7 protein-coding genes and 2 rRNA genes are annotated in these 15,007 nt (G+C 54.7%); 7 read left to right on the top strand and 2 right to left on the bottom strand.

The features are described from left to right. Positions 1-59: 59 nt before the first annotated feature. Both CKO_RS16710 and rrf read left to right on the top strand, forming a co-directional pair. Positions 60-2,964 (top strand): 23S ribosomal RNA (locus tag CKO_RS16710). A gap of 201 nt (positions 2,965-3,165) precedes the next feature. After that, positions 3,166-3,281 (top strand): 5S ribosomal RNA (rrf, locus tag CKO_RS16705). 203 nt (positions 3,282-3,484) lie between these two features. Here the strand turns inward: rrf and CKO_RS16700 are convergent. After that, positions 3,485-3,922 (bottom strand): acetyltransferase, encoded by a 438-nt coding sequence (locus CKO_RS16700; RefSeq protein WP_012134678.1) that lies wholly within the window; start codon positions 3,920-3,922, stop codon positions 3,485-3,487. Positions 3,923-4,078: 156 nt separating this feature from the next. On the opposite strand from CKO_RS16700, the gene metA reads away from it, so the two are divergent. The 4 genes from metA to aceK all read left to right on the top strand — a co-directional run bounded on the left by metA (position 4,079) and on the right by aceK (position 10,039). Continuing rightward, a complete protein-coding gene (gene metA, locus CKO_RS16695; RefSeq protein ID WP_012134677.1) occupies positions 4,079-5,008 on the top strand; it encodes a homoserine O-acetyltransferase MetA in 930 nt (309 codons plus the stop codon). 268 nt (positions 5,009-5,276) lie between these two features. Continuing rightward, positions 5,277-6,878, top strand: a complete 1,602-nt coding sequence (gene aceB, locus CKO_RS16690; RefSeq protein ID WP_012134676.1) for a malate synthase A — start codon at positions 5,277-5,279, stop codon at positions 6,876-6,878. 31 nt (positions 6,879-6,909) lie between these two features. Then, positions 6,910-8,214, top strand: coding sequence for an isocitrate lyase (gene aceA / locus CKO_RS16685; protein WP_024130843.1), 1,305 nt, complete (start codon positions 6,910-6,912; stop codon positions 8,212-8,214). 97 nt (positions 8,215-8,311) lie between these two features. Then, on the top strand, positions 8,312-10,039 hold the full coding sequence (gene aceK, locus CKO_RS16680; protein WP_012134674.1) for a bifunctional isocitrate dehydrogenase kinase/phosphatase: 1,728 nt from the start codon (positions 8,312-8,314) through the stop codon (positions 10,037-10,039). 83 nt (positions 10,040-10,122) lie between these two features. Here aceK and iclR read toward each other — a convergent pair whose 3' ends face one another. After that, positions 10,123-10,947 carry a glyoxylate bypass operon transcriptional repressor IclR gene (gene iclR / locus CKO_RS16675; RefSeq protein WP_012134673.1) on the bottom strand — a complete coding sequence of 275 codons (825 nt, stop codon included), beginning with the start codon at positions 10,945-10,947 and terminating at the stop codon, positions 10,123-10,125. A 197-nt stretch (positions 10,948-11,144) separates the two neighbouring features. Between iclR and metH the strand changes: the two genes are divergently transcribed. Further along, positions 11,145-14,828, top strand: a complete 3,684-nt coding sequence (gene metH / locus CKO_RS16670) for a methionine synthase (RefSeq protein ID WP_024130842.1) — start codon at positions 11,145-11,147, stop codon at positions 14,826-14,828. Positions 14,829-15,007: the final 179 nt, after the last annotated feature.

The following is a 15,007-nucleotide window of genomic DNA, read 5'->3' as shown; positions in this document are numbered from 1 at the left end:
TATGAGTCTCTCAAATTTTCGCAACACGAAGTGTTTCACGAAACATCTTCGGGTTGTGAGGTTAAGCGACCAAGCGTACACGGTGGATGCCCTGGCAGTCAGAGGCGATGAAGGACGTGCTAATCTGCGAAAAGCGCCGGCGAGGTGATATGAACCCTTGACCCGGCGATGTCCGAATGGGGAAACCCAGTGTGATTCGTCACACTATCGTTAGCTGAATACATAGGCTAACGAGGCGAACCGGGGGAACTGAAACATCTAAGTACCCCGAGGAAAAGAAATCAACCGAGATTCCCCCAGTAGCGGCGAGCGAACGGGGAGGAGCCCAGAGCCTGAATCAGCTTGTGTGTTAGTGGAAGCGTCTGGAAAGTCGCACGGTACAGGGTGAAAGTCCCGTACACGAAAACGCACAGGCTGTGAGCTCGATGAGTAGGGCGGGACACGTGGTATCCTGTCTGAATATGGGGGGACCATCCTCCAAGGCTAAATACTCCTGACTGACCGATAGTGAACCAGTACCGTGAGGGAAAGGCGAAAAGAACCCCGGCGAGGGGAGTGAAAAAGAACCTGAAACCGTGTACGTACAAGCAGTGGGAGCCTCTTTATGGGGTGACTGCGTACCTTTTGTATAATGGGTCAGCGACTTATATTCTGTAGCAAGGTTAACCGAATAGGGGAGCCGAAGGGAAACCGAGTCTTAACTGGGCGTTAAGTTGCAGGGTATAGACCCGAAACCCGGTGATCTAGCCATGGGCAGGTTGAAGGTTGGGTAACACTAACTGGAGGACCGAACCGACTAATGTTGAAAAATTAGCGGATGACCTGTGGCTGGGGGTGAAAGGCCAATCAAACCGGGAGATAGCTGGTTCTCCCCGAAAGCTATTTAGGTAGCGCCTCGTGAACTCATCTCCGGGGGTAGAGCACTGTTTCGGCTAGGGGGCCATCCCGGCTTACCAACCCGATGCAAACTGCGAATACCGGAGAATGTTATCACGGGAGACACACGGCGGGTGCTAACGTCCGTCGTGAAGAGGGAAACAACCCAGACCGCCAGCTAAGGTCCCAAAGTCATGGTTAAGTGGGAAACGATGTGGGAAGGCCCAGACAGCCAGGATGTTGGCTTAGAAGCAGCCATCATTTAAAGAAAGCGTAATAGCTCACTGGTCGAGTCGGCCTGCGCGGAAGATGTAACGGGGCTAAACCATGCACCGAAGCTGCGGCAGCGACACTATGTGTTGTTGGGTAGGGGAGCGTTCTGTAAGCCGTTGAAGGTGTGCTGTGAGGCATGCTGGAGGTATCAGAAGTGCGAATGCTGACATAAGTAACGATAAAGCGGGTGAAAAGCCCGCTCGCCGGAAGACCAAGGGTTCCTGTCCAACGTTAATCGGGGCAGGGTGAGTCGACCCCTAAGGCGAGGCCGAAAGGCGTAGTCGATGGGAAACAGGTTAATATTCCTGTACTTGGTGTTACTGCGAAGGGGGGACGGAGAAGGCTATGTCGGCCGGGCGACGGTTGTCCCGGTTTAAGCGTGTAGGTGTGTGCTCCAGGCAAATCCGGTGCACTTTAACACTGAGGCGTGATGACGAGGCACTACGGTGCTGAAGTGACAAATGCCCTGCTTCCAGGAAAAGCCTCTAAGCATCAGGTAACACGAAATCGTACCCCAAACCGACACAGGTGGTCAGGTAGAGAATACCAAGGCGCTTGAGAGAACTCGGGTGAAGGAACTAGGCAAAATGGTGCCGTAACTTCGGGAGAAGGCACGCTGATATGTAGGTGAAGTGGTTTACCCATGGAGCTGAAATCAGTCGAAGATACCAGCTGGCTGCAACTGTTTATTAAAAACACAGCACTGTGCAAACACGAAAGTGGACGTATACGGTGTGACGCCTGCCCGGTGCCGGAAGGTTAATTGATGGGGTTATCCCTCGGGAGAAGCTCTTGATCGAAGCCCCGGTAAACGGCGGCCGTAACTATAACGGTCCTAAGGTAGCGAAATTCCTTGTCGGGTAAGTTCCGACCTGCACGAATGGCGTAATGATGGCCAGGCTGTCTCCACCCGAGACTCAGTGAAATTGAACTCGCTGTGAAGATGCAGTGTACCCGCGGCAAGACGGAAAGACCCCGTGAACCTTTACTATAGCTTGACACTGAACACTGGTCCTTGATGTGTAGGATAGGTGGGAGGCTTTGAAGTGTGGACGCCAGTCTGCATGGAGCCGCCCTTGAAATACCACCCTTTAATGGCTGGTGTTCTAACGTGGGCCCGTAATCCGGGTTGCGGACAGTGTCTGGTGGGTAGTTTGACTGGGGCGGTCTCCTCCTAAAGAGTAACGGAGGAGCACGAAGGTCAGCTAATCCTGGTCGGACATCAGGAGGTTAGTGCAATGGCATAAGCTGGCTTGACTGCGAGCGTGACGGCGCGAGCAGGTGCGAAAGCAGGTCATAGTGATCCGGTGGTTCTGAATGGAAGGGCCATCGCTCAACGGATAAAAGGTACTCCGGGGATAACAGGCTGATACCGCCCAAGAGTTCATATCGACGGCGGTGTTTGGCACCTCGATGTCGGCTCATCACATCCTGGGGCTGAAGTAGGTCCCAAGGGTATGGCTGTTCGCCATTTAAAGTGGTACGCGAGCTGGGTTTAGAACGTCGTGAGACAGTTCGGTCCCTATCTGCCGTGGGCGCTGGAGAACTGAGGGGGGCTGCTCCTAGTACGAGAGGACCGGAGTGGACGCATCACTGGTGTTCGGGTTGTCATGCCAATGGCACTGCCCGGTAGCTAAATGCGGAAGAGATAAGTGCTGAAAGCATCTAAGCACGAAACTTGCCCCGAGATGAGTTCTCCCTGACTCCTTGAGAGTCCTGAAGGAACGTTGAAGACGACGACGTTGATAGGCCGGGTGTGTAAGCGCAGCGATGCGTTGAGCTAACCGGTACTAATGAACCGTGAGGCTTAACCTTACAACGCCGAAGATGTTTTGGCGATTTGAGAGACGATTTTCAGCTTTGATTACAGATTTTGCGAAAACGAAAGATTTTACGCTGAGCCAAGGCGGCAAGCGAAGGAAAGGAAGGAGCATACACAGGTATGTGACTGAGTTTACGAGCGCAGCCAACGCAGTATCAGGGTAAAAGATTCGTTTTAAGGGCACAAAGAATTTGCCTGGCGGCCGTAGCGCGGTGGTCCCACCTGACCCCATGCCGAACTCAGAAGTGAAACGCCGTAGCGCCGATGGTAGTGTGGGGTCTCCCCATGCGAGAGTAGGGAACTGCCAGGCATTAATTAAAGTGAAGAGGCCATCCTGAGGGATGGCCTTTTTGCGTTCATGCGCCCGGGTGCAGCCGGATGTCGGCTGCGCCTTATCCGGCCTACAGACTGTGTGCAAAATACCCGGGATGTTTTTACAGGCCGGATAAGGTGTTCACACCGCCATCCGGCATATATGCGCTGTTCTGCCGGATGACGCTGCGCTTATCCGGCCTACGTATGAACCAGATTCAATAACGGATACGGCCTGCCAAGATCGTCTACCTCTGAACGTCCTGTCACTTTAAATCCCATCTTTTTGTAGAACCCAACCGCTTGTTCATTCTGTTCGTTAACGTTGGTTGTTAACTCGGGAGCCAGCGTAAACGCATGCTCAACCAGCAATTTCCCTACGCCGCAGCCACGAACGTCGGGATCGACAAACAGGGCATCCATGTGCTGCCCGGTCAGCAGCATAAACGCGATGGGCTCATCCTGCTCTGTCACTGCCACCCATAACGGCGCTTCTGGTAAAAAAGAACGCACCAGCTCTTCCAGCTCGCTCCGATAGGATGCAGACAGAAAATGGTGCGTAGCATCAACAGAACGACACCAGATAGCAATCAGTTTTTCCCCTTCATCCTGCCGCGATCGGCGAATGCTAATAACCATATTATCTCCTTTTCTTTGTGCTTATATTCTATCGTAAACACCGCCGTGAAACTTTCTCACCTTCAACATGCAGGCTCGACATTAGAAGAATTTCTGGGTATCTTCAGCTATCTGGATGTCTAAACGTTTAAACGTATGTAGTGAGGTTATCAGGTTATGCCAATTCGCGTGCTGGACGAGCTACCCGCCGTCAATTTCTTACGTGAGGAAAACGTCTTTGTTATGACGACATCCCGCGCTTCTGGCCAGGAAATTCGTCCGCTGAAGGTGCTTATCCTCAACCTGATGCCGAAGAAGATCGAAACGGAAAACCAGTTCCTGCGCCTGCTGTCAAACTCACCGCTTCAGGTCGATGTTCAACTCTTGCGGATTGATGCTCGTGAATCGCGTAATACACCGGCAGAGCATCTGAACAACTTCTACTGTAACTTCGAGGATATCTGCGATCAGAATTTCGATGGGCTGATTGTCACCGGCGCGCCTCTGGGTCTGGTGGAGTTTAATGATGTTGCGTATTGGCCGCAGATTAAGCAGGTGCTGGAGTGGGCAAAAGATCACGTCACCTCAACGCTGTTTGTCTGTTGGGCGGTACAGGCCGCGCTTAATATTCTCTATGGCATTCCGAAGCAAACCCGCACAGATAAACTTTCCGGCGTCTACGAACATCACATCCTTCATCCTCATGCTTTACTGACTCGTGGTTTTGATGATTCATTCCTTGCTCCGCACTCACGCTATGCCGACTTCCCGGCGGCGCTGATTCGGGACTATACCGACCTTGAGATCCTCGCAGAAACCGAAGATGGAGATGCCTACCTGTTCGCCAGCAAAGATAAACGAATCGCGTTTGTAACCGGTCACCCGGAGTACGATGCCCATACGCTGGCCAGTGAATATTTCCGGGATGTTGAAGCAGGTTTAAGTCCGAATGTACCGTACAACTATTTCCCGAAAAACGATCCGCAAAACAAACCTCGCGCGACCTGGCGCAGCCACGGTAATTTGCTGTTTACCAACTGGCTCAACTATTACGTCTACCAGATCACGCCATATGATCTGCGTCACATGAATCCAACGCTGGATTAATCTTCTGTAGCGCACGATCCTAAAGCGTTTCAGCATGTTGAAACAGGCACCTTCGGGTGCCTTTTTTATTTCTGAAATGCCGCTCATCTTGTAATTAAACTTTATTTTTATTGTTATCAATAAGTTAATTGATAATTAAATTAAAAATGGAAATTGTTTTTGATTTTGGAATTTAATTGAGTAGTCTTAGTTGTGCTGAACGAAAACCACACAACGATCCTTCGTTCGCATTGGGGATGTATTCGGATCAATGACGAGGAGCTGCATAATGAATCAACAGGCAACGACAACCGATGAACTGACCTTTACCAGGCCGCATGGTGAGCAGGAGAAGCAAATTCTGACCGCAGAAGCGGTAGAGTTTCTGACCGAACTGGTGACGCGTTTTACGCCAAAGCGTAACAAACTCCTCGCTGCTCGTATTCAGCAACAGCAGGATATTGATGACGGTAAGTTGCCTGATTTTATTTCGGAAACCGCTTCCATTCGTGAGGGTGACTGGAAAATTCGCGGCATTCCTGACGATTTACAGGATCGTCGCGTGGAAATCACCGGCCCGGTAGAACGTAAAATGGTGATTAACGCGCTGAATGCTAACGTGAAAGTGTTCATGGCTGACTTTGAGGATTCACTGGCGCCGGAGTGGAGCAAAGTGATTGATGGTCAGATCAACCTGCGTGATGCGGTGAACGGCACCATCAGCTACACCAACGAAGCCGGGAAAATCTATCAACTCAAGCCGGACCCGGCGTTACTGATTTGTCGCGTACGCGGTTTACACCTGCCGGAAAAACATGTGACCTGGCGTGGTGAAGCCATTCCTGGCAGCCTGTTTGATTTCGCTCTCTACTTTTTCCACAACTATAAAGCGTTGCTGGCAAAAGGCAGTGGCCCGTATTTCTACCTGCCGAAAACTCAAGCCTGGCAGGAAGCCGCCTGGTGGAGCGAAGTCTTCAGCTATGCCGAAGACCGTTTTAATCTGCCGCGTGGCACCATCAAAGCCACCTTGCTGATTGAAACGCTGCCTGCCGTCTTCCAGATGGATGAGATCCTGCACGCGCTGCGTGACCATATTGTTGGTCTTAACTGCGGCCGCTGGGATTACATTTTCAGCTATATCAAAACACTGAAAAATCACCCGGATCGCGTCCTGCCGGACCGTCAGGTGGTGACGATGGATAAACCGTTCCTCAGCGCCTATTCACGGCTGTTGATCAAAACCTGCCACAAGCGCGGCGCATTTGCGATGGGCGGCATGGCGGCGTTTATCCCGAGCAAAGACGCCGAGCGCAACAATCAAGTGCTCAACAAAGTGAAAGCGGACAAAGCGCTGGAAGCCAATAACGGTCATGACGGCACCTGGATCGCGCACCCGGGGCTGGCGGACACCGCGATGACGGTCTTTAACGAGGCGCTGGGCGAAAACCAGAACCAGCTGTTTGTTACCCGTGATGAAGATGCGCCCATTACTGCCGAACAGCTGCTGGCGCCCTGCGAGGGCGATCGTACCGAAGAGGGGATGCGTGCCAATATTCGCGTGGCGGTGCAGTACATCGAAGCATGGATTTCCGGTAATGGCTGCGTACCGATTTATGGCCTGATGGAAGATGCGGCAACGGCTGAAATCTCCCGTACCTCTATCTGGCAATGGATTCATCACGAGAAAACCCTGAGTAACGGCAAACCCGTCACGAAAGCGCTATTCCGCCAGATGCTGGCCGAAGAGATGCTGGTGATCCAGGACGAGCTGGGAGAGCACCGCTTCAGCAGCGGGCGCTTTGATGAAGCCGCGCGCCTGATGGAGCAGATCACTACCTCTGATGAACTGATCGATTTCTTGACCCTGCCAGGCTACCGCCTGCTGGCTTAACTCACCACATAACAATATGGAGCATCTGCACATGAAAACCCGTACCCAACAAATCGAAGAGTTACAGAAAGAATGGACGCAACCGCGCTGGGAAGGTATCCGTCGCCCGTATAGCGCGGAGGAAGTGGTGAAATTACGCGGCTCGGTCAACCCGGAATGTACGCTGGCGCAGCTTGGCGCGGCCAAAATGTGGCGTCTGCTGCATGGCGACGCGAAAAAAGGCTACATCAACAGCCTCGGCGCACTGACTGGCGGCCAGGCGTTGCAACAGGCGAAAGCGGGCATTGAGGCGGTCTATCTGTCCGGCTGGCAGGTGGCGGCGGACGCTAACCTGGCCTCCAGCATGTACCCGGATCAATCGCTGTACCCGGCAAACTCTGTTCCGGCGGTCGTGGATCGGATCAACAACACTTTCCGTCGTGCGGATCAGATCCAGTGGGCGTCCGGCATTGAGCCTGGCGATCCGCGCTTTGTCGATTACTTCCTGCCGATCGTTGCCGATGCGGAGGCCGGTTTTGGCGGCGTACTGAACGCGTTTGAACTGATGAAATCGATGATCGAAGCCGGTGCAGCGGCTGTTCACTTCGAAGATCAGCTTGCATCGGTGAAGAAGTGCGGTCATATGGGCGGCAAAGTTCTGGTGCCGACGCAGGAAGCCATTCAGAAACTGGTGGCTGCGCGTCTGGCGGCTGACGTGATGGGCGTACCGACGTTGCTGATTGCCCGTACCGACGCGGATGCGGCAGATCTGATAACCTCCGACTGCGACGCGTACGACAGTGAATTTATTACCGGCGAACGCACCAGCGAAGGCTTCTTCCGCACGCGTGCCGGTATTGAGCAGGCGATCAGCCGTGGGCTGGCGTATGCGCCTTACGCAGACCTGGTGTGGTGCGAAACCTCCACGCCGGACCTTGAACTGGCGAAGCGCTTTGCCGATGCCATCCATGCGAAATACCCGGGTAAACTGCTGGCCTACAACTGCTCGCCGTCGTTTAACTGGCAGAAGAACCTGGACGATAAAACCATCGCCAGCTTCCAGCAGCAGCTGTCGGACATGGGCTACAAGTACCAGTTCATCACCCTGGCGGGCATCCACAGCATGTGGTTCAACATGTTCGATCTGGCACATTCCTATGCGCAGGGTGAAGGCATGCGCCACTACGTTGAGAAGGTTCAGCAGCCAGAATTTGCGGCGGCCAAAGACGGTTACACCTTCGTGTCCCATCAGCAGGAAGTGGGGACAGGCTACTTCGACAAAGTGACCACCATTATTCAGGGTGGCACCTCCTCAGTGACGGCATTAACGGGTTCCACTGAAGAATCGCAGTTCTGATCCATGCCGGATGGCGCTTACGCTGATCCGGCCTACCCCGAACCGTAGGCCGGATAAGGTGCTTGCTCCGCCATCCGGCAACCGATGAGGACAAACCATGTCGCGTGGCCTGGAATTACTGATTGCTCAAACCATCCTGCAAGGCTTTGACGCGCAGTATGGTCGATTTCTGGAAGTGACTTCCGGCGCGCAGCAGCGCTTTGAACAGGCCGACTGGCATGCCGTGCAGCAGGCGATGAAAAGCCGTATCCACCTCTACGATCATCACGTTGGTCTGGTGGTGGAACAGTTGCGCTGCATTACTGACGGCAAAAGCACCGATGCGGCCTTTTTACTGCGTGTCAAAGAGCATTACACCCGGCTGTTGCCGGATTACCCGCGCTTCGAGATTGCGGAGAGCTTTTTTAACTCTGTCTACTGTAGGTTATTTGACCACCGCTCGCTCACTCCCGAGCGGCTTTTTATCTTTAGCTCCCAGCCTGAGCGCCGGTTTCGCACGATCCCGCGCCCGCTGGCGAAAGATTTCTTCCCCGATCACGGCTGGGAACCGCTGTTGACGCGTATTCTCAGCGATCTACCGCTGCGTTTGCCCTGGCAAAACAAAAGCCGTGATATTCATTACATCATTGCTCACCTGACGGAAACGTTCGGAGCGGAGGCTTTGCACCGCAGCCATTTGCAGGTGGCGAATGAGCTGTTTTATCGCAATAAAGCCGCCTGGCTGGTGGGGAAGTTGCTGACCCCTGCCGGCACGTTGCCGTTTTTGCTGCCGATTCATCGCACCGATGAAGGCGAACTGTTTGTCGATACCTGCCTGACCACCACGGCTGAGGCCAGTATCGTGTTTGGTTTTGCCCGTTCCTACTTCATGGTGTACGCGCCGTTGCCCGCCGCGCTGGTTGAGTGGCTGCGTGAGATCTTGCCAGGTAAAACCACCGCCGAGCTGTACATGGCGATTGGCTGTCAGAAGCATGCGAAAACCGAGAGCTATCGCGAGTATTTACTGTATCTGGCGAACAGCGATGAGCAGTTTATTGAAGCGCCCGGTATTCGTGGCATGGTGATGCTGGTGTTTACGCTGCCGGGCTTTGACCGGGTGTTTAAGATCATCAAGGATAGGTTTGCCCCACAAAAAGAGATGTCGGCCGCCCATGTGCGCGCTTGCTATCAACTCGTTAAAGAACACGATCGCGTCGGGCGGATGGCCGATACGCAGGAGTTCGAGAACTTTGTGCTGGAGAAGCGGCGAATCGCGCCAGCGCTGATGACGCTGTTGCGCCAGGAGGCGCCGGAGAAAATCATCGACCTTGGCGATCAGATAGTGATTCGCCATCTCTACATTGAGCGTCGTATGGTGCCGCTGAATATCTGGCTGGAGCAGGTGGAGGGCCAGCAACTGCGTGACGCGATTGAAGAGTACGGCAATGCGATTCGCCAGCTTGCCGCCGCCAACATCTTCCCCGGCGACATGCTGTTTAAAAACTTTGGCGTCACCCGCCACGGGCGCGTGGTGTTCTACGATTACGATGAAATTTGCTACATGACGGAAGTGAATTTCCGCGACATTCCGCAAGCGCGCTACCCGGAAGATGAGCTGGCCAGCGAGCCCTGGTACAGCGTTTCGCCAGGGGATGTTTTCCCGGAAGAGTTTCGCCACTGGCTGTGCGCTGACCCAAGAATTGGGCCGTTATTTGAGGAGATGCACGCCGACCTGTTCCGCGCCGACTACTGGCGGGCGTTACAGACGCGTATCCGCGAAGGGCACGTGGAAGATGTTTACGCCTATCGGCGCAAACAGCGGTTTTGCTTCAGATTTGCGGCTTGACGCCCGGTGGCGCTGCGCTTACCGGGCCTACACGTGACTGTAGGCTGGATAAGGCGCTTGCGCCGCCATCCGGCAAGCCTTGCTTATCTAAACCCGCCGTATGCCAGCGTGACTTCTTTCGCCGCTTTAATCACCATCGCGCCAAACTCGGTGACACGATCGTCAGTGATGCGGGAAATCGGCCCGGAAATTGAGATCGCGGCAAACGGCTCGCGGTGCTCGTCGTAAATGCACGACGCAACGCAACGCAGGCCAAGCGCGTGCTCTTCATCATCAAAGGAATAACCGCGTTTGCGCGTCTGGGCGAGGTCGTCTTTCAGATGTACCGGCGACACCAGCGTGGCGTGGGTATAGGCATGCAGCCCTTTACGGTGAAGCAGGCCAGTCACCTGCTCTTCGCTGAGTTGCGCCAGAAACGCTTTCCCGGCGCCGGAAGCGTGCATTGGCAGTTTGCCGCCGATGGGCGCAGACATGCGCATCAGCTGTGTGCACTGTACCTGGTCGATAATAATCGCCTGGTGATCGCTCTGATCCAGTACCGCCAGATTGACCGTCTCGCCGGAGTCTTCCATCAGTTTGCGCAGGATAGGGTGGACAATCGCCAGCAGGTTACGGCTCTGCAAAAAACTGCTGCCGACGATAAACGCATGGGCGCCCACGGCCCAGTGGCCCAGCTCTCCCACCTGTCGCACAAAGCCCTGCTGCTGCATGGTGGTCAACAAACGGTGAGTCGTGGAGTTCGGCAGGCCCGCCTGCTGCGCCAGTTCGGTCAGCGCGACGCTGCCGTTGGATTCGGCAATCCACTCCAGCAGCTTCAGGCCACGGGTCAGCGACTGAACCTGCCCGGTTGCGGGCGCAGTGGCAGCGGAGGGTTTTCTACCGCGTTTCGCGGGGACAGGGGCAACCATGGCGGACTCCTTTTCTGTATCGTGGAAATCATTTTCGTTTTATTAAAATATAATGCAAGAATTCCTGCACTGATCGGAGGAGTGAAGCTGAACATGTCTCATGTTACCCGTTGTTCTCTTTTCCGCCTGTCGTGTTTATGCCAGTATGGTTTGTTGGCCTTTTTTCGGTCCAGGTTGAGTGTTGTCGGGAGCAAGTCGTGAGCAGCAAAGTTGAACAACTGCGTGCGCAGTTAGATGAACGTATTCTGGTTCTGGATGGTGGCATGGGGACAATGATCCAGAGCTATCGCCTGAGTGAAGAGGATTTTCGCGGCGAGCGTTTTGCTGACTGGCCCTGCGATTTGAAAGGCAACAACGACCTGCTGGTACTCAGCAAGCCGGAGGTGATTACCGCGATTCATCACGCTTACTTTGAGGCGGGTGCGGATATCATCGAAACCAACACGTTTAACTCCACGACGATTGCGATGGCGGATTACCAGATGGAATCCCTGTCGGCGGAAATCAACTTTACCGCTGCGAAACTGGCCCGCGCCTGCGCCGATGAATGGACGGCGCGCACGCCGGAAAAACCGCGCTACGTTGCGGGCGTGCTTGGCCCAACCAACCGCACCGCATCCATCTCGCCGGACGTGAACGACCCGGCGTTTCGTAATATCTCCTTCGATCAGCTGGTCGCGGCCTATCGCGAATCCACCAAAGCGCTGGTGGAAGGCGGGTCAGACCTGATTCTGATTGAAACCGTCTTCGACACGCTGAATGCGAAAGCCGCCGTTTTTGCGGTGAAAGAAGAATTTGAAGCGCTGGGCGTCGAGCTGCCGATTATGATCTCCGGCACGATTACCGATGCGTCCGGGCGCACGCTCTCCGGCCAGACTACCGAAGCGTTTTATAACTCGCTGCGTCACGCCGAAGCGCTCACCTTTGGTCTTAACTGCGCGCTGGGGCCGGATGAACTGCGCCAGTATGTGCAGGAACTGGCGCGCATTGCCGAATGCTATGTCACCGCGCACCCGAATGCCGGTCTGCCTAACGCCTTCGGCGAATACGATCTTGATGCTGATACGATGGCGAAGCAGATCCGCGAGTGGGCGGAGTCGGGCTTTCTCAACATTGTCGGCGGCTGCTGTGGGACGACGCCGGAACACATTGCCGCGATGAGCCGCGCGGTTGATGGTTTAGCGCCGCGTAAACTGCCCGATATTCCGGTTGCCTGTCGTCTCTCTGGCCTTGAGCCGTTGAATATTGGCGATGACAGCCTGTTTGTAAACGTGGGGGAGCGTACCAACGTCACCGGTTCCGCTAAATTTAAGCGGCTGATCAAAGAAGAGAAATACAGCGAAGCGCTGGATGTCGCCCGCCAGCAGGTGGAGAGCGGCGCGCAGATTATCGATATCAACATGGATGAGGGGATGCTCGATGCCGAAGTCGCGATGGTGCGCTTCCTCAACCTGATTGCCGGTGAGCCGGATATCGCCCGCGTACCGATCATGATCGACTCCTCAAAATGGGAGGTCATCGAAAAAGGGCTGAAATGCATTCAGGGTAAAGGCATCGTTAACTCCATTTCGATGAAAGAGGGCGTGGAAACCTTTATCCACCATGCGAAGCTGCTGCGTCGCTATGGTGCGGCGGTGGTGGTGATGGCCTTTGATGAACAAGGGCAGGCCGATACCCGCGCGCGTAAGATCGAGATTTGCCGCCGGGCGTACAACATTCTCACCAAAGAGGTGGGCTTCCCGCCGGAAGACATTATCTTTGACCCGAACATTTTTGCCGTAGCGACCGGTATCGACGAGCACAACAACTATGCGCAGGACTTTATCGGCGCCTGTGAAGATATCAAACGCGAACTGCCGCACGCGCTGATCTCCGGCGGCGTTTCTAACGTCTCCTTCTCGTTTCGCGGCAACGACCCGGTGCGCGAAGCGATTCATGCGGTGTTCCTCTACTACGCCATCCGTAACGGCATGGACATGGGGATCGTCAACGCCGGGCAACTGGCGATTTATGACGACCTGCCCGCCGAGCTGCGCGACGCGGTGGAAGATGTGATCCTCAATCGCCGCGACGATAGCACCGAGCGTCTGCTGGCGCTGGCGGAAAAATACCGTGGCAGCAAAGCCGATGATTCAGCCAATGCGCAACAGGCGGAATGGCGCAGTTGGGAAGTGAAAAAACGCCTTGAGTATTCGCTGGTAAAAGGCATTACCGAGTTTATCGAACAGGATACCGAAGAAGCCCGTCAGCAGGCGACGCGTCCGATCGAGGTTATCGAAGGGCCGCTGATGGACGGTATGAACGTGGTGGGCGATCTGTTCGGCGAAGGCAAAATGTTCCTGCCGCAGGTGGTGAAATCGGCCCGCGTCATGAAGCAGGCGGTAGCGTATCTGGAACCGTTTATTGAAGCCAGCAAAGAGCAGGGCTCCAGCAACGGTAAAATGGTTATCGCCACCGTGAAGGGCGACGTGCATGACATTGGCAAAAACATTGTTGGCGTCGTTTTACAGTGCAACAACTATGAAATCATCGATCTTGGCGTTATGGTGCCGGCAGAAAAAATCCTCAAAACCGCGAAAGAAGTGAATGCGGATTTGATTGGTCTCTCTGGCCTGATTACCCCGTCGCTGGATGAAATGGTCAACGTGGCGAAGGAGATGGAACGTCAGGGCTTCACCATTCCGCTGCTGATTGGCGGCGCGACCACGTCCAAAGCGCACACGGCGGTGAAGATTGAGCAGAACTACAGCGGCCCGACGGTCTATGTCCAGAACGCCTCGCGTACCGTGGGCGTCGTGGCGGCGTTGCTGTCTGAAACCCAGCACGATGAGTTTGTCGCCCGTACCCGTAAAGAGTATGAAACCGTGCGCATCCAGCATGCGCGCAAGAAACCGCGCACGCCGCCGGTGACGCTGGCCGCCGCGCGTGATAATGACCTGGCATTTGACTGGGAAAGCTATACACCGCCTGTCGCTCATCGTCTGGGCGTGCAGGACGTTGAAGCAAGTATCGAAACGCTGCGCAACTACATCGACTGGACGCCGTTCTTTATGACCTGGTCGCTGGCCGGGAAATATCCGCGCATTCTCGAAGACGAGGTGGTAGGCGAAGAAGCGAAACGCCTGTTTAAAGACGCCAACGACATGCTGGATAAACTGAGTGCGGAGAAGACGCTCAATCCGCGTGGCGTGGTGGGGCTGTTCCCGGCAAACCGTGTGGGTGATGATATCGAAATTTACCGCGATGAGACGCGTACCCATGTGCTGGCGGTCAGCCATCATCTGCGTCAGCAAACGGAGAAGGTGGGTTTCGCCAACTATTGCCTGTCTGACTTTGTTGCGCCGAAACAGAGCGGCAAAGAGGATTACATCGGCGCCTTCGCCGTCACGGGCGGTCTGGAAGAGGATGCGCTGGCAGAGGCATTCGAGGCGCAGCATGATGATTACAACAAGATTATGGTCAAAGCGATCGCCGACCGTCTGGCGGAAGCCTTTGCGGAATACCTGCATGAGCGGGTGCGTAAAGTTTACTGGGGCTATGCGGCGAATGAGAACCTCAGCAACGAGGAGCTGATCCGCGAAAACTATCAGGGGATTCGTCCGGCGCCAGGCTATCCGGCCTGCCCGGAGCACACTGAGAAGGGCACCATCTGGCAACTGCTGGACGTGGAAAAACACACCGGCATGAAGCTGACCGAATCCTACGCCATGTGGCCGGGCGCTTCCGTTTCCGGTTGGTACTTCAGCCATCCTGACAGCAAGTACTACACCGTCGCGCAAATACAGCGCGATCAGGTGGAGGATTATGCGCAGCGTAAAGGGATGACGGTCGCTGAGGTGGAGCGCTGGTTGGCCTCCAACCTGGGCTATGATGCCGACTAGTTCATAAAACTGTCATTTTTCCTTACAACAAACAGGGTGCTCATCGGGCGCCCTGTCTCTTTATTGTTTTGAAACCCTTATACTGGAAGAAGGTTCACGGGGCTACTTGCCGGATGGCGGCGTAAACGCCTATCCGGCCTACAAATATCCCCGTACGCCATCCGGTAAAAAGGCTGAAC

It is taken from the genome of Citrobacter koseri ATCC BAA-895 (assembly GCF_000018045.1).
GTDB lineage: Bacteria > Pseudomonadota > Gammaproteobacteria > Enterobacterales > Enterobacteriaceae > Citrobacter_B > Citrobacter_B koseri.
Note: the sequence above shows the minus strand (reverse complement) of the source record. Positions and strands in the feature narration are given on the sequence as shown.

What these genes read in the sequence shown, in the direction of transcription:
- aceK (WP_012134674.1), top strand. Translation starts at nt 8,312, where the DNA reads ATGTCGCGTGGCCTGGAATTACTGATTGCTCAAACCATCCTGCAAGGC.
- iclR (WP_012134673.1), bottom strand. Translation starts at nt 10,947, where the DNA reads ATGGTTGCCCCTGTCCCCGCGAAACGCGGTAGAAAACCCTCCGCTGCC.
- metA (WP_012134677.1), top strand. Translation starts at nt 4,079, where the DNA reads ATGCCAATTCGCGTGCTGGACGAGCTACCCGCCGTCAATTTCTTACGT.
- aceB (WP_012134676.1), top strand. Translation starts at nt 5,277, where the DNA reads ATGAATCAACAGGCAACGACAACCGATGAACTGACCTTTACCAGGCCG.
- aceA (WP_024130843.1), top strand. Translation starts at nt 6,910, where the DNA reads ATGAAAACCCGTACCCAACAAATCGAAGAGTTACAGAAAGAATGGACG.
- CKO_RS16700 (WP_012134678.1), bottom strand. Translation starts at nt 3,922, where the DNA reads ATGGTTATTAGCATTCGCCGATCGCGGCAGGATGAAGGGGAAAAACTG.